Below are 24,639 nucleotides of genomic sequence, written 5' to 3' on the forward strand. Positions count from 1 at the left end.
GCCTTGACTTATTTGTGCTCTTCGCTTGGCGTTGGGCTACAGGCTCTGACCAGTTGCCAGGCATCTGCATATCTGCTGCATTAGCGTCTACGCATGCAGCAGACAAGGATGCGCATATGCATCCCTTCCAGACCACAGGGAGGTACGACAAGATGGCCAAAAGCATTCACATCGACCACGTCTACAAAGTCTTTGGCAATAAGCCTGAACAGGCCATCACCATGGCCAAACAAGGCAAATCCAAACAGGACATTCTTGAAAAAACAGGCCAATCCATTGGTGTATATGACGCGCATTTCTCTATTGAAGCGGGAGAAATTTTCGTCATCATGGGGCTTTCTGGGTCAGGCAAATCTACGCTGGTCCGCATGCTCAACCGCTTGATTGAACCCAGTGCGGGCAAGATCGTGGTCGACGGACAAGACATCAACGCACTCAGTGATAAGGCTCTGCGCAACTTGCGCCGCAAAGACATCAGCATGGTGTTTCAATCCTTTGCGTTGATGCCACACATGACAGTACTGGATAACACTGCATTTGGTCTAGAGCTGGCAGGCATCGACAAAAACGAGCGGCACCAAGCAGCGCAAGCGGCGCTTGAACAAGTGGGCTTAGGCGCATGGGGTAACAGCTACCCTGACGAGCTCTCTGGGGGGATGCAGCAGCGCGTTGGTTTAGCCCGCGCTCTTGCTGCTGATCCTGCCATTTTGCTGATGGACGAGGCGTTCTCCGCGCTTGACCCCATCATCCGCACCGATATGCAATCAGAACTCTTGCGCCTGCAAGAGGTAAAGCAACGCACCATCGTATTCATCTCGCATGACCTAGATGAAGCCATGCGCATTGGCAACCGCATTGCCATCATGAAGGATGGCCACGTAGTCCAAGTCGGTACGCCAGAAGAAATTCTGCGCAACCCTGCCAATGATTATGTTCGCAGCTTCACCAAAGGGGTGGATGCGTCAGTGGTCTTTAAAGTCGCTGATATTGCAAGCCGCAACCAGCCCGTGCTTGATCTGAATAAACCAGGTAAAGGATTGCGCGCTGCGCTGCGCATTCTGGAAGATCAAGATCGCGATTACGGCTACGTAGTCTCACGCGGTCAACGGTTCGAGGGCATTGTTTCAACAGAGTCCCTGCGGCAAGCCCGCAACGGCTCCAACAATCTGCAGCCATTGTCGGATGCGTTTTTACCTGACCCCATCACGGTTCGTGGTGATGAATTGGTGGCTGATGTAGTCGGTCGTGCAGCTCAACCGCGCTACCCCTTACCAGTGGTCAATGAAGAAGGGGTTTTACTGGGTGTAGTCAGCCGTACTCGCTTGTTGCGCTTTTTAGATCGCGATACGCCGCCTTTGCCAGTAGAAAGTACGCGCATAGATACGCCTTCTAGCCCTCCCAATGCCGAAGCCGCACCAATGTCCGCAACAGTATGAAAGAGCACGCCATGACTGAAAATATTTCCCCTGTGCTGGTGGCGCAAAACTCATCTGCCTCCAACAACCCCTGGGCCTCCGGCCAAAGCACTACAGCCACGACACAAACTGAATCAGCCCCGTCAGCCGCAGCGAGCAATCCCTGGGCAAGCAACGACGCGGCAATAGAGCCTACGCAAAATACCAGCAGCGCCCCATTAGCAGACAACCCTTGGGGTGCTAGTACCCCTGATACCCCAGCTACAGGAGCAGATACTGGCAGTACTGCAGACTGGCTGTCGAGCGCCCCCCCATCAACGAACGCTCAAGAGGGCTTTCAGATCAGCCAATTATGGGATGGCAGCTTGCCTGTACAAGATTGGATCAATGATGGCTTGGCTTGGTTTGTGGCCAGCTTTAGACCTTTCTTTCAAGCCATTCGGGCACCAATTGACGCCGTGCTCAGTCAAGTGCAGCACCTGTTGGTATCCGTTCCAACACTCTTGATGATCAGCATCTTGTCCCTCATCGCATGGCAAGTAGCCGGGCGCGGTATTGCCATTGGTTCGTTACTGTCGCTATTGGTTATTGCGATGCTAGGCGTTTGGCCTGAAGCAATGGTGACCCTCGCCTTGGTCTTAACCTCATTGGTTTTTTGCATGTTGATTGGGCTCCCACTGGGTATCTTGCTAGCCAGTAGCGACCGGGCACAACGCGTCATGCGGCCATTCTTGGATGCGATGCAGACAACACCTGCCTTTGTGTACTTGGTTCCAGTTGTCATGCTCTTTGGTATTGGCAATGTACCCGGCGTGATCGTGACAATCGTATTTGCCCTGCCCCCACTGGTTAGGCTGACCAACCTTGGCATACGCCAAGTGCGCCCTGATTTGATTGAAGCGGCCAAAGCCTACGGAGCCTCCCCCATCCAAATGCTGGCCAAAGTGCAGTTACCTCTGGCCATGCCGTCCATCATGGCTGGCATCAATCAAGCGCTGATGTTATCCCTGTCTATGGTGGTCATTGCCTCCATGATTGCCGTCGGTGGTTTAGGGCAAATGGTTCTGCGCGGTATTGGGCGTTTGGATATGGGATTGGCCACTGTAGGGGGCTTAGGCATCGTGTTACTCGCCATCATGCTTGACCGTATGACTCAAGCCATGGGGCAGCCCAAACGAGGCGGTCAGTCATGGCTTGATGGAGGTCCCATAGGCTTACTGCGCCACCTATTGCGTCGCAGTCCAAAGGCCTCCTCCTCCGAAATTGCTTCAGGAAAAGTCAAAGACCAGCCTAGCCAGAAATCCTCTTCAGACGGTGTCGGTATGCAGGCTCCAGCCCATTAATGCTGCCGGTCTGAGCGTATACCCGCCGCAATTAATGCCGCCCCTCAATGGACGATGTTCATTGAGATTAAGCATATCCACCAGTGCGGATATTTTTATCCACCTCTATTCAAGGAGACTTCCAACGCATGCATTGTGCTCACTCGCTTTCATTTCACCCTCTTTCTTCATCTCTGAATTTCATTCGCGCCAAAGCGACAGCTTTGTTCAAACCCACTCAATGGGCCAAGGCTTTGGCCTTTACGGGCATTGCCATAGCAGCTTCAGCACACGCGCAGACACAACCAGGGCAAGGCCAACGGGTACAGCCCGTGCAAACTTCCGTCGCAGAAGAAACCTTTCAGACTTTATTGGTTGCACGCGCCCTGCAAGCGCTGGGCTACGACGTACAAGACATTCAAGAGACGGAGTACGCCTCTGCCTACTTGGCTGTTGCCAACGGCGATGCGAGTTATATCGCGGTGAACTGGCAGCCATTGCACGATGACTTCTATGCCAATGCCGGGGGCGACACCAAGTTCTATCGCAAGGGCACTTATGTAGACAACAGCGCACAAGGCTACCTGATTGACAAAAAGACGGCCGATGCCCACGCGATCACGAATTTCAGCCAGCTTCAACAACCAGAGATTGCGAAGTTATTTGATGCAAACGGTGATGGCAAAGCCGACCTGACAGGCTGCACGCCAGGCTGGGGCTGTGAAGCTGTGGTTGAACACCACCTTGACGCCTACGAATTGCGGCAAACCGTCACCCACAACCAAGGTAATTACGCCGCCTTGATGGCAGATACCATCACACGTTACCAACAAGGTCGACCGATCCTCTACTACACCTGGACGCCTTATTGGGTCTCTGGCGTATTGGTGCCAGGAAAAGACGTTGTGTGGTTAGAGGTTCCTTTCTCATCGATGCCCGGCGCTCAAAAAGACATCGACACTCAATTGCCCAACGGTAAAAACTACGGTTTTCCGATTAACCGCATGAACATCGTAGCGAACAAGACGTTTGCGAAAAACAACCCAGCTGCGGCCAAATTGTTTGCAGTCATGCAGCTTTCGATTGATGACGTTTCTGCCCAAAACCTGCGCATGCAACAGGGCGAGAACAGTCGCGCAGACATTGCCCGCCACACCGATGCTTGGATAAGCGCCAACCAAACCGTCTTTGATGGCTGGTTGCAACAAGCCCGTGAAGCGGCCAAACCCTAACGCTGGCATGCATTGCCCTGCTCTCGCATTTTTCACCTATCCACAAGAAAGGACATCCGCATGAAACACCCATTTCGCTTAACGCACCGTTTATTAGCGCTTGCTGTTGTAGGTTTTGGACTGAATACCACCGCTTTGCATGCCCAGGAACTCCCGGGTAAAGGCATCAGTGTGCAGCCAATCAAAAGTTCTATTGCTGAAGAAACCTTCCAGACGCTGTTAGTAAGCCGCGCACTTGAAAAATTAGGCTATGACGTCAAAGACATCCAAGAAACCGAGTACGCCACAGGCTTTGTCGCTTTGGCCAATGGTGACGCCACGTTTCTGGCTGTGAACTGGGTACCTTTGCATGACGATTTCTACAAGAATGTCGGCGGTGACGACAAGCTTTATCGCAAAGGCACTTATGTCACCAATTCATTGCAAGGCTATTTGATCGACAAAAAAACGGCTGATGCACACAAAATCACTAATCTGGGCCAACTCAAAGACCCCGCCATTGCCAAACTGTTTGATACCAATGGTGATGGCAAAGCCGACTTGACCGGTTGCAACCCTGGCTGGGGATGTGAGGCTGTAATTGAGCACCACATGAAAAGCTACGAACTGGGCAATACCGTCACCCATAACCAAGGCAGTTACTCTGCACTGATTGCCGACACCATTGCCCGTTACCGCTCAGGCCAACCTATTTTGTATTACACATGGACGCCCTATTGGGTCTCCGGCGTGCTCAAACCGGGAAGTGATGTGGTTTGGCTGCAAGTGCCTTTTACCGCGCTGCCTGGCGAGCAAGCGGCAGTGGAAACCAAACTGCCAGATGGCTCCAACTATGGCTTCCCTGTAAACACGCAACACATTGTTGCCAACAAGGTTTTTGCCGAAAAAAATCCATCCGCAGCCAAACTATTTGAGGTGATGCAGCTGCCAATTACCGCCATCAATGCCCAAAACTTGCGCATGCAGGAAGGCGAAAATTCTGCTGCGGATATCAACCGACATGTTGACGGATGGATTAAAGCCAACCAAACCACTTTTGATGCTTGGATTCAACAAGCTAAAGCAGCAAAATAAGTTTACAGCCGCACTGTCATGTGCCCCAAAAAAATGGCCCGCATTGCGCGGGCCATTTTCATTCATGCAACGGTTTGCAAAATCAATAAATCACCAAACTCAACCAGTACGCCAAGGCCGCGACAAACGCACTGGCAGGGATAGTGAAAATCCATGCCCAGACAATATTGCCAGCAACCCCCCAACGCACAGCGCTGGCACGTTGCGTGGAGCCAACCCCCACAATCGCACCTGTAATCGTATGCGTTGTTGAAACAGGAATTCCCATTGCGGTTGCAATAAAGAGTGTCAAAGCACCTCCAGTTTCCGCACAGAAACCGCCAACAGGTTTGAGCTTGGTGATTTTCTGCCCCATCGTTTTCACAATACGCCAGCCACCAAACATCGTCCCAAGACCAATCGCGGCATAACAAGAAATGATGACCCACAGCGGCGGTGATGTGGCCTCTTGCCCCATATAGCCTGTGCCAATCAACAGCAGCCAAATGATGCCGATGGTTTTTTGCGCATCATTGCCACCATGCCCCAAACTGTAGGCCCCCGCAGACACCAGTTGCAAACGGCGAAACCACTTATCGACATGGCCTGGACGTGTGCGCCGGAACAACCACGCCACAATCACCATCATCAAAGAGCCGAGCAAATAACCCAAAAGTGGTGAAACGAAAATAAAAATCACCACTTTTAAAATGCCCATCAACTCCAGCGCGCCTATGCCGCCTTTGGCAATCACAGCCCCCACAATCCCACCGATCAAAGCATGCGAAGAGCTGCTGGGAATGCCGTAATACCATGTCAACAGGTTCCAGCTGATCGCCCCCAGCAGAGCGCCAAACACTACATGGGTATCGACAAAATCGGGGGAAACAATGCCTTTACCGACCGTTGCTGCCACACTCAGATGAAAAATAAAAATGGCAACAAAGTTGAAAAAAGCAGCAAACAATACCGCTTGGGTGGGTTTAAGAACCCCTGTTGAGACGACCGTTGCGATGGAATTGGCCGCATCATGAAAACCGTTCATGAAGTCGAACACCAACGCCAGCAAGACCAGTATGGCGACGACCCACAAGGCCGCTTGTGTAATTTCCATGGATCACTCCTGTTAGGTTGCAGATCAGGAGTTTTCCAGCACAATGCCTTCGATGATGTTGGCGACATCCTGGCAACGGTCGCTAACAGTTTCAAGCAACTCGTAAATGGCTTTGAGCTTGATGAGTTCACGCACATTTTCTTCCTGACGGAAAAGTGCGCTCATAGCCGATCGCAATACGCGGTCAGCGTCATCTTCAAGCTGGTCAATTTCCTCACAGGTTTTCAAGGCCGCCTCAGCTACAGAAGAATCAGCAATTTTGTCTAGCGTTGCAATGGCGGCACGAACTCGGTCAACACAGCGTCGATCCAAGTCAGCCAGACTGCGCATATCTTGCGTAATCGACTGCACATCGTAGAGAACCAAGGTCTCGGCAACGTCCTGAATCAGATCCGCTACGTCATCCATTGTGTTGATCAGGCTATGAATTTGCTCACGATCAATCGGAGTGATGAATGTCTGGTGAATGGTCTTGTTAACCAGCGCAGTCACACTGTCTGCAGCACTCTCGGCTTCATCGATAGCAGCCGTGTACTGCGCTCTGAGCGCGGCATCGGAATAGTTCGCAATGAGTTTGACCAATGCTTCTGCAGCTTCGCCAATATGGTTGGCATGTTGATTAAAAAGCGCAAAAAAATTGCCCTCGCGTGGCAACAACTTTCCGAACAGCATTCAGAACCTCTGATAGATTGTCATATTAATGAAATAAAATTGTAAGAGAACTTCTCTCTGTTTCAGGTAACAAAACTGTTGCAATCAGCATTGAGGCTGCAGATTTACACATCTTTGCTGCACAAATCAGCGTGAAAACCAGCCGTTTCAAGCCTTGAACGCGGGAGTCATTGCCCATACGCATCATGCATAAAGGGGCACTTGCATGCCCCTTATCACTCCGTTCTTTTTACCTTTACACAATACTGCGCCTACTCTGCAATAGAGTGCATTTGGCCAAATTTCCCATTCTGAAAGTCAACAAACGCCTGGCGAATTTCAGCATCTGTATTCATCACAAATGGGCCATAACCCACGACAGGCTCTTCAATAGGCTCCCCAGACAACCAAAGTACAACCGCATCGTTGTTGCTCTCCAACACAACATCGGCATCTTCACGTGCCAGCTGCACCAACTGGCCTTCACGCACCACTTCTGCATCATTGATAAGCACTGTGCCGTGCAAGACCACCAAAGCCAGCGTACGGCTAGGAGGCGAAGCCAGCTGCACAGAGTGCCCCCCCTTGAGGTGAATATCCCACACATCCATCGCCGTAAAAGTATGTGCAGGGCCTTGATGGTTTTGGTATGCACCTGCAATCACACGCAGATGACCGGCGTCCCCTGCAAGAGGCACATGCGGGATGTCTTTTGCAACAATAGTTTGGTAACCTGGTGGTGCCTGCTTGTCTTTGGCTGGCAAGTTCACCCACAGTTGCACCATTTCGATCCGCCCCCCTGTTTTAGTAAAGGCTTGCGAATGGAACTCTTCATGCAAGATGCCTGAGCCCGCGGTCATCCACTGCACATCGCCAGGTCCAATCACTCCTCCAGCACCTGTGGAATCACGATGTTCGACCTCACCTTGGTAGACGATCGTCACGGTCTCAAATCCACGATGGGGGTGCACCCCTACACCACGAGGTTTGTCGGCAGGAGAAAAGTCAGTAGGCTGCGCATGGTCTAGCAGCAAAAATGGGCTCAATGCCTTTCCATGGTCGCTGTAACTAAACAGAGAACGTACAGGAAAGCCGTTGCCCACCCAATGAGGATGAGGAGCACTGTAAATGCCTTGGATATTTTTCAACATGAGACCTCTCCTTAAAAATGCTCGCCATCCATAGGGCGGCATTGCTGCGCAACTAGCGCCATGCCATTAATATAATTTCGCAACAATACTTTTAAAAGATCGAAAAATCAGACGCATTGTCCTATCATTGCAACGATGAATGCAATTGACTTGAATGACCTGTACTACTTCGCCAAGGTGGTCGAGTTTGGCGGCTTTGCCCCAGCCAGCCGCGTGCTGGGCACCCAAAAATCCAAGCTCAGCCGCCGTGTAGCTGCATTAGAAGAGCGCCTTGGGACTCAGCTGATTTTGCGTTCCACGCGTAGCTTTGCAGTAACAGACATGGGGCGTGTGTACTACCGACACTGTCAGGCCATGCTCACTGAGGCGGATGCGGCGGAAGAGTCTGTGTTGGCATCGCACACGGAGCCCTGCGGCAAAGTGCGCATCAGCTGCCCTGTTGCCCTGCTGGCCACGCGCATTGGCCCATTGCTTGCGCAGTTCATGCTGCGTTTTCCACGCGTGCAATTGCATGTTGAAGAAACCAATCGCAGGGTAGACGTGGTTGCAGAGGGCTTCGACCTCGCTTTGCGTGTGCGTCCCTTTCCTCTGCAAGACAGCGATCTGGTTTTGCGCACACTGGCCAATCGCCGGCAATGCCTGGTTGCCAGCCCTGCCTTGCTAGCGCAATACCCGACTATTGAAACATTCGCTGATTTGGCTCGCATTCCGAGTATGGATTTAGGACATCCCAAAGAAGAGCACCAATGGATACTGACAGGGCCAGGGCAGCAGCAGCAAGATATACGGCACCACCCCCACTACACCACACAAAGCCTGCTGGCGCTGCGCGATGCTGCTGTGGCTGGTGTAGGGGTTGTGCAGTTGCCCCGTATGTTCATTACGCAAGCGCTGGCGCAAGGCGATCTCACTGTGGTCATGCCAGGGTGGGAGCCTCGCCTGGAAATTCTGCATGCAGTTTATGCATCGCGACGTGGGCAGCTGCCTGCGGTGCGGCATCTGATTGATTTTTTGGCTGAAGCTTTCGCCGCTAGCCCCGACGAATAAAAAAACACTTCGGTGTCGAATCAGAATTCAGCAGGCACTTCAAAAAACAGCTCTTTTCCACTGACAGGGTGCGTGAAACCCAACTCCCTTGCATGCAACAGCAGCCTGGGGGCTGCTTGCAACACCTCACCTGTTGCATACAGAGGGTCACCCAACATGGTGTGGCCGACACTTTGCAAATGCACTCGCAACTGGTGTGTACGCCCCGTAACGGGCTCAAGATCAAGTCGCGTATGCGCAATTTCATAATGGGGCGCTCCTGATGGGGCAGGCAGGATGCGCCACTTGGTTTGACTGGGCTTGCCTTTGTCGTTATCGACGATGTGCAATGGCCTGCGATCCCAATCGAGAATCAAGGGCTTGTCAATCAACCCCCAACCGTCTTGTGCGGCAGGAGGTGACATAACACCTGCCACAACGGCTGTATAGCGCTTATGAATTCGCCGCTCTGCGAATGCAATGGAAAGTTCTCGATGGATTTCAGGATTGCGCGCAAGCACCAAAATGCCAGATGTGGACATATCCAAGCGGTGCACAATCAAGGCGTTTTTCCAATACTGCTTGGCACGCCACGCAAGAGAGTCTAATTTATGCTCACCACGTCCAGGCACGCTCAGCATCTCGTGCGGTTTAAATAGCACAAGCAAATGCTTGTCTTCATACAGTGCGCGGGGTTTTTCGATGGCGCTCAACGGCACTTGTTCTGGCAAAAAATCAGCATTCATAGCCGATATTTTCGCATTGCTGCTAGCAGGTCAATGGCAAGAGCCGGGCGCCCAAGCAGATTGTTTGGCGCAAACGCGGCAATAGCCGCCTTTACTCATCGACCAACGCTCGCAATTTTTGTAGCTCTGCTTCTTTTTGCTGAGCCGAAGCGCCTTGCTCTGTCGCAACAAAAACCGGGCTCGATTGGATCAGCGCCGATAAACGCGCCACTTCCAATCGTAAGCGCTCAACTTGCATTTCATGCTGCGCGGCCGTGTCAATCAAGCCCTTGATCGCTTGCGAAACAGGATCATCGCCCTGCGTTACACCGTACGCGGAAAATCGCGAGGTATCTGACTCCTCATTCGCAGGCACTTCACCTTTAGGGAGAATGATGCGCGCAGGATTTCCCACAGCAGTTGCGCCTGCAGGGACCGGCTTGGTCACCACCGCATTACTGCCCACCTTGGCGCCCTCACCCACTGTGAAGCCCCCCAATACCTGCGCCCCTGCACCAATAATGGCGCCAGCTCCAATTGTGGGGTGGCGCTTACTACCTTTGTGCAAAGAGGTCCCACCCAGCGTGACGCCTTGGTAAATCGTGACGCCGTCATGCACTTCAGCCGTCTCCCCAATGACTACGCCCATTCCGTGGTCAATAAATACCCCGTGACCAATGGTTGCCCCGGGATGGATTTCAATCCCAGTCAGCATGCGGCCAATATGCGAAGAAAAACGCCCCAACCATTTGAGCTGGTGAATCCAAAACCAGTGCGCAGCACGGTGAATCCACAATGCATGTAGCCCCGGATAACAAGTCAATACCTCCCACGTGTTGCGCGCAGCAGGGTCGCGCTCGAGAATGCATCGGAGATCAGCTCGCAATCGGGACAACATGAACATGGAAAATGGATGTGGGGAATGAAGAAATCAAAAATAACCGTGCCACAACACCGGCTGAGGCGGTGCGGCACCGCAATCGCAGCCGGCAAACGCGGAGTCAGGCTTCTTGCGGCGGACGTTGCGTCGAATTATCGCAAATTGCATATGCTTTTGCTTAAGCGGCATATAGCCACCATCAATCGTTAAGACTCCCCTTACGTGGCATCAGCGCTATCTTTTAGTCCGTCACGTTCATCACTTTTTTGAGCTGCGATATAGAGCATAGATTTGGCAATTCCGCGCAGCAAATGAATTTCAGGGTCGCTGAGTTGTGCTCGATTGAAAATTTGCTGCAATCGGGGCATGAGCTTTTTAGGTGCCGCCGGGTCTAAATACCCAATGGCTTCCAGGCCGCATCGCCAATGCTCCAACATGCCAGCCACAGCAGCGGCATCAGCCAAAGGAATTCCCTGCGCCCTAGTACTACCAGGCAAAGCGGCCTTTGTCTGTTGCCGATCTGCCGCGTTTGCATCCAACCATTGCCGCCATTCATAGGCAATCACCTGTACGGCTGACGCTAAGTTGAGCGAACCAAAATCTGGCGCCGTTGGAATCTGCAAAGCAACATGGCTGCGATACACATCTTCATTGCGCATGCCATAACGCTCGCACCCAAATAAAAAGGCCATCCCCATACCATTGAGTCCATCCTCGGCGCCATATCCCCAGTCTTGCTTGAGCTGATCAAAGTGGGCTCTAGGCGTGCGCGTTGGCGGCCCAAAATCCCTAGCCACCATCGCTGTTGCGCACAGGTGCTGAATACCATCCAAGGCTTCGTCCAGCGTTTGCACCACACGTGCACGCTGCAACACATCGGTAGCGCCACTTGCTCGGTCTATGGCCTCTTGGTGCGTCAACACATCTGGCCAACGCGGATCAACCAACACCAAGTCATCAAACCCCATCGTGCGCATGGCGCGCGCAACGGCGCCCACATTGCCTGCATGGCTGGTTTGTATCAAGATGAATCGAGTTTTCATGAATGATTTGGCACTGAAAAGGCAAAAAATGAAGAAGGTTAAAACGCACGCCATAAAAGAAAGGCGCACGTGCAGCAGATTTTGTCGCGCAGCAAATGTAAAATACAGGGTTTGCCAATATGACTGGTCTTGAATTGGGTCAAATAGGCGCAGATATACACTAGCAAACTCGCCCTTGGTTATCGCAAGGGCCGCATTGTGACTTGTTTGGCTAGATGCAAATGCAAGCATGGCGCAATGCCAAGCCTGTTAATGGTTAAATACCTTGCATTGCTAAGTTGTTCGCGCTTTACTTTTCTTGACTGGCCCTACCCTTTATTGTTGGCTTTTTTCGTTGATTGCAGCCCATGAGCACCACTACTACATCCACCAGCCTTCACCCCATGTTGAACGTCGCCATCAAAGCGGCACGCTCAGCAGGCAGTGTGATCAACCGCGCCGCACTGGATGTGGAAGCAGTGCGCATCTCGCAAAAACAGATCAACGATTTCGTAACGGAAATTGACACTGCAGCCGAAGACATTATTGTGCGTACGTTGCTGGATGCATATCCTCAACACGGCATTCTGGCTGAGGAGAGTGGCACCAAACACGGCAACTCCAAAGCCGATCACGTTTGGATTATTGACCCGCTCGATGGCACCACCAACTTCATCCATGGTTTTCCGGTGTATTGCATCAGCATCGCCCTGGCCTACAAAGGTCGAATTGAACAAGCCGTGGTGTATGACCCTGCCCGCAATGACTTGTTCACAGCCACGCAAGGTCGTGGCGCTTTCTTGAATGACCGCCGCATTCGCGTTAGCAAGCGCAAACAACTGCAAGACTGTTTGATTTCAACAGGATTCCCATTCCGCGCAGGTGACGACTATGCACAGTACCTGCAAATCTTCACCGAATTTTCCCAGCGCACTGCAGGCCTGCGTCGCCCCGGTGCTGCAGCATTGGATCTAGCCTATGTCGCAGCCGGCTTTACTGACGGCTTCTTTGAAACAGGCTTGAACATTTGGGATGTAGCTGCTGGCAGCTTGCTGGTGACCGAGGCCGGTGGCCTTGTCGGTAACTTTACTGGTGAAGCGGATTTTCTCAATCAAGGCGAATGCATGGCCGCAACACCACGCGTATATGGGCAAATGGTGCCGATTCTGAACCAATACAGCAAATTCGCTGGTGCCGATGCCAAACGCGCCGTGGCAACTCGCAGCCATGCCCTGCGTCAAGTGTTGGGCATTGCCGGCCAGCAGCCAGCGGCAAATGCAGCAGAGCAAGCAGCTGAGTAACGCATACTTGCGCTTTACATTGCTTGCCACCGACCCCTGCACTTAAGCAACTGGCCAGTGGCAACAGCCTCAACATGATGTGGAGCTTTTGCTTGGCTCTTTTGCAAGCATAAAAGCTCATTGAATTGGAGTCTCGGTTAGTTATGGCCCTGTTTCCTTTTTTCTCTCGTAAGCCCACTGAGCCACCAGCCCCAGTTGCTGCGCCAGTGGCCAAAACACCGCCCCCACCACACCCGCTTGATGCGGTGACGGGAGGTGTTTTTTCTGCTACCAGCTCCGCACAGCGCCTGGAATGCGTATCCCAATGGCTGGCCAGCAATCCTGAACCCGCCCTTTTGCAACAAGTTTACAAAGCCCTGAGCGCCAGCGACAAAGGCGCTGCCAAACCTATTCGCCAACGTATGAACGATATTCGCCAATCCAATCATCAGGAAGAAGCCAGCCAAGACTGGGCAGCCAAGGCAGAGAAAATCCTTTCGGCCAACACCTTCCATATAGCCGATGGCATGGCATGGTTGCGTGATGCAGCCAAAGCAGGTGCCCCGCTCTCGAAAGAACCTTTGTCTGAGCTGCGCAGCCGCATTGCCGACCAGATCAAAGCCCTGGAAGAGTTACAACACAAAACCATGGTGCAAAAAGAAGCCGCTGTTCTGTTGGCTCAACGGATTGACGTACTCTCAACCAAGCCTTGGCAGCAAGCAGCTGAAGCCGCCACAGGCCTTGCTCAAGATGTACAAAAATGGAACTCCCATGCAGGTGAATTGGTAGCTGCCCCACTATGGAGTAGCGTTGAGCCCCGTCATGCCAATGCCATCGAGAGCTCTCGCGTACAACTGACACAGGTATTTGAAGCCTTCTCTGCCGCGCTTGAGCAAGCAAAGCAAGCCGCAGAAGACCCGAAAGCGCCACTTCCGCAAGTTCAAGTTTGGGCCGATGAATTGCGCGCATTGCACGGCCTGCAAAGCCCCGCCGATCATGCTGCAACAGCAGCAACAATGACACCGGAGCAACAAGCTTTGGTGACTTCTGCAATCAAAGCACTTGAAACAACCATCAAACAGGGCCAATCCAAGCAAAGCAGCCAGGCAGCTGCTGCACTGCGTGACATGCTCAAGGAAATGGGCGGCTCAGTAGATGCGGAATTAGAGCGTCGCATCAACCGTGCATTGATTGATGCGGGCGACTTGCAAGGCTGGCAACGTTGGGGCGCCAACCAAGTTCGTGAAGAACTGATTGCACGTGCCGAAGGCTTGACCCAACCCTCAGGCGATCAAGCACCGCAAGGCAACAAAACCCTCCAGACACAAGTGCGTGAACTGCACGAGCAGTGGCGCCAGGTTGATCGTTCCAGCCCTCCGAACGGGCATTTGTGGAAGCGCTTTGACGAAGCCATGAGCAAGGCTCGTGAAATCGTGGATGAGTGGCTCAAAAAAGTCAAAGCAGAAGCGCAAGCCCACAAATCCGAACGCCAAACCGTTATCGACGAAGTACGCGCTTTTGCCGCATCGCTAGGCGAGCAAGTGGACCTCAAAGCATTGCAGCGCCAGTTGCAACAATTTTCGAATCGCTGGCGCAATGCCGGGCATGTGAACGACAAAGTCTTCGGTCAATTGCAATCGCAATGGAAAGAAGTGTACGAGCTGGCCAGTGCCCCGCTCGAGCAGGCACGTAAATACAGCGCAGACATTCGCCGCAGCTTGATTGAAGAGGCCAAAGACCTTGGCGCGCGTGCGCAACTCGACATTCGTGCCATCAAAACGCTGCAGCAACGCTGGCAGAGCGAAGCACAATCAGTTCCCTTGGATCGTAAGCTCGAGCAAAAACTCTGGGACGCATTTCGCCAACCGCTTGACCAAGCTTTTCAGCGTAAAGATACCCAACGCAATCAAGCTGAAGCTGCTGCATCGGTCCATGATCAAGCTGTCTTGAGTGCTGCACAAGCCGTAGAAGAGGCCATCGCAGCCGGTCATGCACAAGCTATTCGCGATGCTATGGATGCACTGCAAGTAGCCGTGCGCACAGCCCCTGCGGCGCCTTCTACCGATGCCGCAGTTGCAGAGCCAGTCGCGCAAGCGTCGGTTCAGACTGCCAACACCGAAGAAGCTGAGACTTCAGAGTCAGTACAGAATGCTGAATCTGAGACGGATTCCTCAGCAGTGCCAGATACAACAGGGACAGCCAGCGAAGTTCCAGCAGCAGAAGTGGCACCAGCAGCCCCTTCCGTAGCCCCAAAAGTCGTGATTGCCGTTCGCGGCGATGATCGTCCAGGAGCATCAGGCAGCGCCAAAACCGCAGCAACCCGCGAAAGCAATACTCGCGACGGACGTCGCCCAAGCGCTCGTGATGGACGCGATGACCGCCGTAATGGGCACGACAGCCGCCAACAGCGCGATCGCGCCGAGCGACCTGCGTTGGCTCCACGCTTAGGTGACCGGGCCTTCCGTGCGCAGCGCAATGCGATGGACAATGCCCAAGCCGCTCTTCGCAAACTGTCTGCCCAAGCACATGGCGAAGCAGTGACACAACTGCTGGACGCATGGAAGAGCCGCAGTGCCGACGCACTGCCTGCCCAAGCGCAAATCAGCAAACGCGTCAGCGGCCCGCAGTGGAACAATTGGAAAACGGCAATTGGCCAACCAGCTGCAAGCAACGACAAAGCAGCCGAAGCGGTTTTGCGCCTGGAAATGGCCGCAGAAGTTCCTACGCCAGCCGACTTCATGGGCGATAGACGCACACTCCAACTACAGCTGTTGACACAAAAGAATGCGGCCAGTCCATCTGAAACATGGGTAAACGATTTGCAAACGGTACTGGCAACGCCTGCAGATGACACTACGGGTAAGCGCCTACAATCAGCACTGAAGGTATTGCTCAAACGTTAAGCGCCTTATTGAACCAGCAACCTGCATAAATCGAACCGCCTAAGCCTTCCGGCCTCTGGCGGTTTTTTGTTTTTGAGTTCACGGGTTATCCGGGCTACGCAGAAGCATCTCTCCCCCAAAACCTAGAATAGGAAAGCAGCTAAAAAGGCCTCTGTGTTTAAAGGTAGCTTGTTTTCCGGCCCCTGGCTACGATATACGGCGTTACGTTTTCCACCAATTAACTATCTATGGGCAGAGGCATTATCGTGAAAGAGTCTTTCATTACATTGGGCGCAGGGTGTTTTTGGTGCACTGAAGCCGTGTATTCCCAAGTTAAAGGAATTATCAGTGTGGAGTCTGGCTATACCAATGGCCAGCAACCTGCTCGCCCTAGCTATGAACAAGTGTGCACCGGTACAACTGGCTATGTAGAAGTGGTTAGACTTGGTTTTGATCCCAGCCTCATCAGTGCCGCAGAGATTCTTGAGATTTTCTTCACCATCCACGACCCCACCAGCCTCAACCGCCAAGGTGCAGATGCAGGGACTCAATATCGCAGTGGCATCTATGTGGAAGATGAGTCGCACCGCAGCATTGCTCAAAGCTTAATTCACGAAATCGATTCCAGCGGAGTTCTTGGCAAACCAGTCGTTACCGAAGTGCAGTCCCTACGCAACTATTGGGCCGCAGAAGACTACCACCAACGCTATTTCGAACAGCACCCCTACCAAGGCTATTGCGCAGCCGTGATTGGCCCCAAAGTCGCAAAGTTCAAACAGACTTTTCAGCGCCTACTAAGCTGAATTAGATGCACACATGGCTTATACCTGCTTCTGCAGAGGCGCTCCATCTATCGAAGGATGGGCTGCTAGCATGTACCTCCTCGTTTAGCTCCAAAAAGCAAGTCAATGAGACCGTTTCCACATTGATCTCTCTAGTGGCATGCTTCGATCCACGCTACGTATGTATTGTATGGAGGCACGCCTGCGACACGCTTTGATTTTTCTCAACACATCGGTTGTGTGATTGCGACAGGGGTTGAGAGTGGCGCGCCTGTTCCATCAGATTTTCAGGATGTCGCTTATGCCTTCAAAAATCGCTATTTTTCATATTATGAATTGGCATTCAAGGCATGAAAACAACTTATGCTGCAGCGCGGCATAATTTTTCCAATGAAAAAATTTATTTTACATTGAGATATGTTCCATATAAATAATTGATTTTTCTTAATAAATAATTAGTCATATATAAGACACAAGATATCAATTCTTCATCTTGCTCAGCTAAAGTTAGCTCCAACGCATCCACTTTTATACAGGAGTAACTCGATGACCAAGCAACTCAACCGCGAACAGCAAATTGCAGCCCTTGAAAAAGACTGGGCAGAAAACCCGCGTTGGAAAAGCGTCAAACGCGCTTATTCAGCAGCAGACGTCGTGCGCTTGCGTGGCAGTCAACACATCGAATACACATTGGCGCAACAAGGCGCAGAAAAGCTGTGGGCTCGCGTGAATGGTGGCGCAAAAAAAGGCTATGTGAATGCATTTGGTGCGATCACAGCAGGGCAAGCCATGCAACAAGCGAAAGCCGGCTTAGAGGCTGTTTATCTGTCCGGCTGGCAAGTTGCTGCAGACGGCAATACCAGCGAAACCATGTACCCCGACCAATCGCTGTACGCCTACGATTCAGTTCCCACTATGGTCCGCCGTATCAACAACACTTTCAAGCGGGCAGACGAAATCCAATGGGGACGCGGCATCAATCCGGGAGATGCAGAGTTCATTGATTACTTCCTGCCCATCGTGGCTGATGCTGAAGCTGGTTTTGGCGGCGTTTTAAATGCCTTTGAATTGATGAAAAACATGATTGCTGCAGGCGCAGCAGGCGTGCATTTCGAAGACCAATTGGCGGCAGTGAAAAAATGCGGCCACATGGGCGGCAAAGTGCTGGTGCCAACTCAGGAAGCCATTGAAAAGCTTGTCGCTGCACGCTTTGCTGCTGATGTGATGGGCGTTCCCACTATTGTGTTGGCCCGCACTGATGCTGAAGCAGCCAATTTGATTACCAGCGACCATGATGCAAACGACAAACCATTCCTGACGGGCGAACGTACTCAAGAAGGGTTTTATCGTGTGAAAAACGGTTTGGAACAAGCCATCAGTCGGGGGATCGCATATGCGCCTTACGCCGATCTGGTCTGGTGTGAAACTGGTACGCCCGATTTGGGTTTTGCCCGTGAGTTTGCTCAAGCTGTACATGCCTCTTGCCCAGGCAAATTGCTGTCGTACAACTGCTCGCCTTCCTTTAACTGGAAGAAAAATCTGGATGACAAAACGATCGCAGCATTCCAAGACGAATTGTCAGCATTGGGCTACAAATACCAGTTCATCACACTGGCGGGCATTCATGTCAACTGGTACAACACCTTCAAGTTTGCAAATGCCTACGCAGGCGGCCAGGGCATGAAACATTATGTGGAAATGGTGCAAGAGCCTGAGTTTGCGGCACGGGAACAAGGCTACACCTTCGTTTCACACCAACAAGAGGTGGGTGCAGGCTATTTTGATGACGTTACCACCGTTATCCAAGGCGGCAGCTCCAGCGTTAAAGCGCTGACGGGCTCGACAGAAGAAGAGCAGTTTCACTGATTGCAAGCTGCCCTGCCCTTAGACTTCATCCATGATGGCTTGGGGCTCACGAGGCACATCAAGATGCTAAGGCCCGCACATGCGGGCTTTTTTATGGGAAAATGCCAAGGTTTACAATAACGGTTAGAAGCTTTGCGGAGATTTTGGCGCAAAGACGTCATTCCGGATACTTTACAGATACCTGAAATGCAATGGCGAACGACGCTTTAAACAGACATGCTGCCATGTGATGGCGGCGACTGTGCGCCTGTTTGCTCTTTTTTCGACCATTCAAGCGCGGCCTATGCCGCGTTTTCGTTTTTTATTCTCGCCTTGCTGGTGTTCCCATGATCCACATTACTCTTCCTGATGGCTCGCAACGCGAGTTTGACCACCCAGTATCTGTTGCAGATATCGCTACGTCGATTGGCCCAGGATTGGCCAAAAACACGGTTGCAGGCAAGGTGGATGGCCGCTTGGTGGATGCCAGCGATGTGATTGACCACGATGCCAAGCTGCAAATCATCACGCCAAAAGATGAAGAAGGCGTTGAAATCATTCGCCATTCTTGTGCGCACTTGGTTGGTCATGCAGTCAAGCAGTTGTTCCCTCATGCCAAAATGGTAATTGGGCCCGTCATCGACGAAGGCTTTTACTACGACATTTCTTTTGAGCGCCCCTTCACCAATGAAGATTTGGCGGCCATTGAAACGCGCATGAAAGAGTTGATTGCGAAAGATTACGATGTAATCAAACGCATAACTCCGCGCGATGAAGTCATTCGCATCTTCAAAGAGCGTGGAGAAGACTACAAACTGCGTTTGGTTGAGGACATGCCCAACGAAGCAGCCATGGGCTTGTACTTTCACGAAGAGTATGTGGACATGTGCCGCGGCCCACACGTACCCAACACTCGTTTTCTCAAAGCGTTCAAGTTAACGAAATTGGCGGGCGCCTATTGGCGCGGCGACTCACGCAACGAACAGCTTCAGCGCATTTATGGGACCGCTTGGGCTGATAAAAAGCAACTTGATGCATACATTCAACGTATTGAGGAAGCAGAAAAGCGCGACCACCGCAAGTTGGGCAAAGAGCTCGACTTGTTTCACCAAGATGAACACTCTCCGGGTACTGTTTTCTGGCACCCAAAGGGCTGGACTGTTTGGCAGCAAGTCGAGCAGTACATGCGTCGTGTCTACCAAGACAACGGCTACCAAGAGGTCAAAGGCCCGCAGATTCTGGATAAAACCCTGTGGGAGAAAACTGGCCATTGGGACAAATACCGTGAAAACATGTTCACGACCGATAGCGAAAAGCGTGAATACGCGCTCAAGCCGATGAACTGCCCCGGCCACTTGCTGATTTTCAACCAAGGCATGAAGAGCTACCGCGATCTGCCGCTGCGTTACGGCGAGTTTGGCCAATGCCACCGCAATGAACCATCCGGCGGTTTGCACGGCATCATGCGCGTGCGTGCCTTCACCCAGGACGACGGCCACATCTTTTGTACCGAAGACCAACTGCAACAAGAAGTGCAACACTTCACGCAATTGCTGCAAGCCGTCTACCGTGACTTTGGCTTTAGCGACATCATTTATAAGGTTGCCACACGCCCTGAAAAGCGCATTGGTACGGAAGAGAGCTGGGATAAGGCCGAAGGAGCTTTGATTGAGAGCTTGAAAGCCGCTGGAGTTGAATACCGCATTGCCGAAGGTGATGGCGCTTTCTACGGGCCAAAACTTGAATACACCCTCCGTGATGCGTTGGGACGCGAATGGCAGTGTGGCACGATTCAGGTCGATCCATCGATGCCTGAGCGTCTGGATGCCGAATATGTTGGTGAAGATGGCGCCCGCCATCGCCCGCTGATGCTGCATCGTGCGATTGTTGGCAGTTTGGAGCGATTCATCGGGATTTTGATCGAACACTACGCTGGCGCCATGCCCGTCTGGTTAGCGCCAGAACAAGTGAGCGTGCTGAACATTACTGACGCGCAAGCCGATTACTGTCGCGAAATTGTCGCAAAACTCCAAAAAGCCTTGCCGCACAACCCTATTCGTGCAAGCCTGGATCTGCGCAATGAGAAGATCACTTATAAAATACGCGAACATGCCATGCAAAAAGTGCCTTTCATCCTTGTCGCTGGCGACAAGGAAAAAGCCGCAGGAACTGTCGCAGTTCGCGGCCGAGGCAACCAAGACCTTGGTGTCATGCCGCTGGAGCAATTCATCACTTTGTTGAGCGAAAAAATCAACAACAAAGAGTGATGCCGCAGCAGCGCTTAGCACCATTGCAAGCACTGCCGCCGCCCATCCAGCATACGGGCGGCTTAACTGAAACCAACCTTTGAAGGTGAGAGCCATAGCTACTGAATACCGAGACCGTCGCCATCGTGAAGAGCGTAAGCACCGTTTGAACCGCGAAATTAACGCGCCAGAACTGCGCGTAACTGGCCCTGATAATGAGCCCATTGGCGTGATTAGCCTGCAGGAAGCTTTGCGCATGGCCGGTGATTTGGATGTGGATCTGGTTGAAATTGCCGCCAATGCAACGCCCCCTGTGGCACGTTTGATTGACTACGGCAAATTCAAATACCAAGAGCAAAAACGCGCTGCGGAAGCCAAAGCCAAGCAAACCGTGATTGACATCAAAGAAGTCAAGTTCCGCCCTGGTACTGATGATGGCGACTACAACATCAAGCTGCGCAATATTCGCCGCTTCTTAGAAGATGGGGATAAAGTCAAAATCACTCTGCGCTTTCGCGGTCGTGAAATCACGCACCAAAATCTGGGCCTTGATTTGCTCAACCGTTTGCGTGATGAATTGGCTGATTCAATCGTTGTGGAGCAATTTCCCAAGCTTGAAGGTCGCCAAATGATCATGATGATCGCACCTCAACGCAAAAAAGCCGCTGGTGCTCCTAACAGCAAGCCTAAGGCAGCAGAAGCTACAGCACCGCAAGACTCCTAAGGCTATAGATAGTGCTCATGGATCAACTGCAAAGGATCTGATGCAGAGGCTGCTTTAGTCCAGTCGGCTATAACGCTATGCAAGCAACATAAAGCAAAGTGGGCTCTGTGGAGCCCACTTTGCTTTTCTGCGAGCGCTAAAACCAAGTGAAATATACCGACTAAGCACCCAATACCGTGCTTAGTCGGCGTAAAACAATCGAAAAGGTTATCATTTGCGATTTTGCTGCATACAGTGATGTTCTGTCGAACTGTATGTTCCATCCACGCTTGCTGCATTCATGACCTCTTCTTTTCGCTTATTTCCACTTCTATTTGCTGCATTGGTTGGCTCGATGGCCATGATGGCATACGTCGCCATCATTGGACCGGTTGTGCGCGAGTTAGGAATTCCAGAAATAGTGGCTGGTATTTCCATGGCTGTGGGCGGCATTTTCTGGATGCTCATGGCAAGACCTTGGGGTCGCGTCAGCGATATGAAAGGGCGTAAACCGGTCTTACTTATTGGTCTAGGCGTTTTTTCACTAGCCTACGCAGCATTGGCTGTTTTTGTTGATGTGGCGCTAAGCAATACCTTCAGCGTGGTGTTGATTGCTTCAGTACTGATCATCGCACGTACGCTGATCGGAGCCTTTTATGCAGCAGTACCCCCGACTGCTGCCGCAACGATTGCAGATCACACGCCTCCTGCCGGACGCCAGCAGGTCATGGCCAAATTGGGTTCAGCCAACGCTCTAGGTATCGTGGCAGGGCCAGCTATCGTGAGTTTGGTAAGTGCACAAGGTCTGCACTGGGGGTTTTATGCAACGGCCCTACTGCCTCTACTAGGATTCATTGCCATTGCTTTTTTTCTGCCTAATGGAATACCGCCACAACCAGCCACGGAGAAAAGCACAGAAGCCCCTTCGCAGCAACGCCTGAACAAACTCCCTTTATTCGATCCGCGCTTGCGTTTAGCAATGTTCACTGCCTTTGTAGCCATGATGGGAGTGTCGATCGCACAAGTTTCCGTTGGTTTTTTTGCGATGGATCGTCTTGGCCTTAATGCCGACCAAGGTGCTAGAGCAGCAGGCCATGCCCTTACCTGTGTTGGGATTGCGTTGATGCTGTCACAACAGTGCGTCATCCGCCTCAAAGGAATTTCCTTGAACCAATGGGTCGTCGTTGGTGCGGTAGTTTCAGCACTTGGTTTTGGCAGCGTTCTGGTGATTCACCATGCCTGGGCACTGCTGATTGCGTATGGTGTTGGCGCTTTCGGAATGGGCTTTATTTTTCCATCATTTCAGGCCATGGCTGCCAATGGCGTTCAAGCACACGAACAAGGTGCTGCGGCAGGCAACGTTTCTGCGGCACAAGGCTTAGGCATGGTACTTGGCCCCATGATTGGTACGGCTCTGTACACGTGGGCGCCCGTAGCGCCCTACGCATGGGTCGCAGGCACGTTGGTCGCACTCGCCATTGCCGTGCAGTACCATGCTGCGAACAATTTACAAAAGTGACGCCCTATAAGGCGATCTCAAATCTAAAAACCCAGGATCAGTTCAGCTTATAAGCTTCACGTAGTGGGCAGTTTTTATAGCCCGATCTTTTAACCAGATTGTTTCTTCTATGTCTACCGACCAATTAGCAGCACCGCGTCACCAGCATCCCCTGAAACAAGAGTGGCCAGCAGCACTGGCGCAACGCTATCGTGAGGCTGGCTATTGGCGCGGTGAAACCATGACCGGTTTTTTACGCCACAACGCCGCCCAATTTGCACACCAGACCGCTATCGCAGGCCTCATCAATGGTCAATGGACGCGTTGGACTTACGCCCAATTTTGGGAAAAGGTAGAGACTGCAGCAGCTGGCTTCTTGGCGCTGGGATTGCAAGCAGGTGATCGCGTGGTCGTACAAATTGGTAATGTGCCGCAGTTCTACAGTGCCGTGTTCGGTTTGTTCCGCGCTGGCTTGATTCCTGTATACGCCCTGCCTGCCCATCGTCTAACAGAAATCCAGCATTTCGCGACCAAGGCAGAAGCCTCTGCCTACATCGTTTTACAGCACTACGAGCAATTCGATTACCGAACACTTGCCCGCGAGGCCCTTGTACATTGCCCCACGTTGCAACATGCCATTGTCATTGGTGAAGATTGCCAGGAATTCTGCGCCTTTAACGACTTTGAGCCTAACGCAAGCTTACTGCCAACCAACGATGCAGACCCACAAGCTGTGGCCTTCCTGCAAATTTCTGGTGGAAGCACGGGCTTGTCGAAGTTAATCCCGCGCACACACGACGATTACATCTACAGCTTCAGGGCCAGCAATGAGATCTGCAACATCACGGCAAACAGCGTGTACATGGTGGCCCTGCCCGCGGCACACAACTTTCCCATGAGTTCACCGGGTGCTTTTGGTGCGCTGTATGCAGGTGCAACTGTAGTTCTGAGTCCAACACCATCACCTGAGACCGCATTCCCTCTTATTGCGCAGGAAAAAGTCACCGCGGTGGGCTTGGTGCCACCATTGGCGCTACTGTGGTCGCAAGCGGCGCAAACCACGACACACGATCTTTCGAGCCTGCAAGTTGTTCAGGTAGGCGGCGCGAAACTGACCCCGGAAGCTGCCAAACGTGTGCTCGCAGGCCTCAAGTGTCAACTCCAGCAAGTATTTGGGATGGCCGAAGGCCTTGTTAACTACACACGATTGAACGATTCCGAGGAAGTTATCGTAGGTACTCAAGGTCGTCCAATCAGTCCGGCAGATGAAGTCTTGGTTGTGGACGACCACGGCCATCCACTGGACTCAGGTCAAACCGGTTACTTGCTCACCCGCGGCCCCTATACGTTACGCGCCTACCACAACGATGACGCGGCCAACGCCCGAAGTTTCACAGAAGATGGTTTTTACCGAACCGGTGATGTGGTTCTGCGCACGCCTGAAGGATATTTGATTGTCCAAGGGCGCGCGACCGACCACATTAACCGCGCAGGCGAAAAAATCTCAGCAGAAGAAATCGAAGACCACTTACTCGCTCACCCGCAGGTTTTTGATGCCACGGTGGTTTCTATTCCCGATGAGTTCTTGGGCGAACGCAGCTGTGCCTTCATCATCGCCAAGCCCAATCAAAGGCCACGCGCCATTGAGCTAAAACAATGGTTTAAGACACGAGATGTTGCTGCTTTTAAAATCCCCGACCAAATTGTTTTCGTCGATTCTTTTGGCACTACTGCTGTAGGAAAAACCAGTCGAAAAGAACTGCGTGCCCAATTGCGCCAACGTTTGCTGGCGCAAGAGAAGTAAAGGCCTTG

19 protein-coding genes are annotated in these 24,639 nt (G+C 52.2%); 13 read left to right on the forward strand and 6 right to left on the reverse strand.

Features of this window, described 5'->3' with window-relative positions:
* The first annotated feature begins 152 nt into the window (after positions 1–152).
* The 4 genes from proV to proX (E9531_RS15370) all read left to right on the forward strand — a co-directional run bounded on the left by proV (position 153) and on the right by proX (E9531_RS15370) (position 5,043).
* Complete coding sequence (proV, locus tag E9531_RS15355; protein ID WP_136574650.1) at positions 153–1,436, forward strand: glycine betaine/L-proline ABC transporter ATP-binding protein ProV; 1,284 nt, start codon at positions 153–155, stop codon at positions 1,434–1,436.
* 11 nt (positions 1,437–1,447) lie between these two features.
* Positions 1,448–2,758 carry a glycine betaine/L-proline ABC transporter permease ProW gene (gene proW, locus E9531_RS15360; protein ID WP_136574651.1) on the forward strand — a complete coding sequence of 437 codons (1,311 nt, stop codon included), beginning with the start codon at positions 1,448–1,450 and terminating at the stop codon, positions 2,756–2,758.
* A gap of 128 nt (positions 2,759–2,886) precedes the next feature.
* A complete protein-coding gene (gene proX, locus E9531_RS15365) occupies positions 2,887–3,969 on the forward strand; it encodes a glycine betaine/L-proline ABC transporter substrate-binding protein ProX (RefSeq protein ID WP_136574652.1) in 1,083 nt (360 codons plus the stop codon).
* Between the two features lie 60 nt (positions 3,970–4,029).
* Positions 4,030–5,043, forward strand: a complete 1,014-nt coding sequence (proX, locus tag E9531_RS15370; RefSeq protein WP_136574653.1) for a glycine betaine/L-proline ABC transporter substrate-binding protein ProX — start codon at positions 4,030–4,032, stop codon at positions 5,041–5,043.
* 82 nt (positions 5,044–5,125) lie between these two features.
* Here proX (E9531_RS15370) and E9531_RS15375 read toward each other — a convergent pair whose 3' ends face one another.
* The 3 genes from E9531_RS15375 to E9531_RS15385 form a co-directional block, all read right to left on the reverse strand.
* Positions 5,126–6,136, reverse strand: a complete 1,011-nt coding sequence (locus tag E9531_RS15375; protein WP_136574654.1) for an inorganic phosphate transporter — start codon at positions 6,134–6,136, stop codon at positions 5,126–5,128.
* Between the two features lie 24 nt (positions 6,137–6,160).
* Positions 6,161–6,808, reverse strand: a complete 648-nt coding sequence (locus E9531_RS15380; protein ID WP_136574655.1) for a DUF47 domain-containing protein — start codon at positions 6,806–6,808, stop codon at positions 6,161–6,163.
* Between the two features lie 251 nt (positions 6,809–7,059).
* Positions 7,060–7,938 carry a pirin family protein gene (locus tag E9531_RS15385; RefSeq protein ID WP_211343461.1) on the reverse strand — a complete coding sequence of 293 codons (879 nt, stop codon included), beginning with the start codon at positions 7,936–7,938 and terminating at the stop codon, positions 7,060–7,062.
* Positions 7,939–8,073: 135 nt separating this feature from the next.
* Here E9531_RS15385 and E9531_RS15390 point away from each other — a divergent pair, with 135 nt between their 5' ends.
* Positions 8,074–8,985: a LysR substrate-binding domain-containing protein gene (locus tag E9531_RS15390; protein ID WP_136574656.1), complete on the forward strand. Its 912-nt coding sequence runs from the start codon at positions 8,074–8,076 to the stop codon at positions 8,983–8,985.
* Positions 8,986–9,005: 20 nt separating this feature from the next.
* On the opposite strand, the gene E9531_RS15395 is transcribed toward E9531_RS15390, so the two are convergent.
* The 3 genes from E9531_RS15395 to E9531_RS15405 form a co-directional block, all read right to left on the reverse strand.
* On the reverse strand, positions 9,006–9,710 hold the full coding sequence (locus E9531_RS15395) for an RluA family pseudouridine synthase (RefSeq protein WP_136574657.1): 705 nt from the start codon (positions 9,708–9,710) through the stop codon (positions 9,006–9,008).
* A gap of 91 nt (positions 9,711–9,801) precedes the next feature.
* Entirely contained in the window at positions 9,802–10,587 is a 786-nt protein-coding gene (cysE, locus tag E9531_RS15400) for a serine O-acetyltransferase (protein WP_136574676.1), read from the reverse strand.
* Between the two features lie 200 nt (positions 10,588–10,787).
* Positions 10,788–11,612: an RNA methyltransferase gene (locus tag E9531_RS15405; protein ID WP_136574658.1), complete on the reverse strand. Its 825-nt coding sequence runs from the start codon at positions 11,610–11,612 to the stop codon at positions 10,788–10,790.
* Between the two features lie 347 nt (positions 11,613–11,959).
* On the opposite strand from E9531_RS15405, the gene E9531_RS15410 reads away from it, so the two are divergent.
* From E9531_RS15410 to E9531_RS15445, 8 genes are all read left to right on the forward strand, one after another.
* The gene (locus E9531_RS15410; RefSeq protein WP_136574659.1) at positions 11,960–12,892 is read left to right on the forward strand and encodes an inositol monophosphatase family protein; all 933 of its coding nucleotides are present in this window, start codon (positions 11,960–11,962) and stop codon (positions 12,890–12,892) included.
* A 143-nt stretch (positions 12,893–13,035) separates the two neighbouring features.
* Positions 13,036–15,774, forward strand: a complete 2,739-nt coding sequence (locus E9531_RS15415; RefSeq protein ID WP_136574660.1) for a DUF349 domain-containing protein — start codon at positions 13,036–13,038, stop codon at positions 15,772–15,774.
* Positions 15,775–16,001: 227 nt separating this feature from the next.
* Positions 16,002–16,556 carry a peptide-methionine (S)-S-oxide reductase MsrA gene (gene msrA, locus E9531_RS15420; RefSeq protein ID WP_136574661.1) on the forward strand — a complete coding sequence of 185 codons (555 nt, stop codon included), beginning with the start codon at positions 16,002–16,004 and terminating at the stop codon, positions 16,554–16,556.
* A gap of 525 nt (positions 16,557–17,081) precedes the next feature.
* Entirely contained in the window at positions 17,082–18,401 is a 1,320-nt protein-coding gene (gene aceA / locus E9531_RS15425) for an isocitrate lyase (protein WP_136574662.1), read from the forward strand.
* A gap of 326 nt (positions 18,402–18,727) precedes the next feature.
* The gene (gene thrS / locus E9531_RS15430) at positions 18,728–20,647 is read left to right on the forward strand and encodes a threonine--tRNA ligase (protein WP_136574663.1); all 1,920 of its coding nucleotides are present in this window, start codon (positions 18,728–18,730) and stop codon (positions 20,645–20,647) included.
* Positions 20,648–20,732: 85 nt separating this feature from the next.
* Positions 20,733–21,350 carry a translation initiation factor IF-3 gene (infC, locus tag E9531_RS15435; RefSeq protein ID WP_136574664.1) on the forward strand — a complete coding sequence of 206 codons (618 nt, stop codon included), beginning with the start codon at positions 20,733–20,735 and terminating at the stop codon, positions 21,348–21,350.
* Positions 21,351–21,630: 280 nt separating this feature from the next.
* Positions 21,631–22,848: an MFS transporter gene (locus tag E9531_RS15440; RefSeq protein ID WP_136574665.1), complete on the forward strand. Its 1,218-nt coding sequence runs from the start codon at positions 21,631–21,633 to the stop codon at positions 22,846–22,848.
* Between the two features lie 109 nt (positions 22,849–22,957).
* On the forward strand, positions 22,958–24,631 hold the full coding sequence (locus E9531_RS15445) for a (2,3-dihydroxybenzoyl)adenylate synthase (protein ID WP_136574666.1): 1,674 nt from the start codon (positions 22,958–22,960) through the stop codon (positions 24,629–24,631).
* The last annotated feature ends 8 nt before the right edge of the window (positions 24,632–24,639 follow it).

This window comes from Lampropedia puyangensis (assembly GCF_004833285.1).
Taxonomy (GTDB): domain Bacteria; phylum Pseudomonadota; class Gammaproteobacteria; order Burkholderiales; family Burkholderiaceae_C; genus Lampropedia; species Lampropedia puyangensis.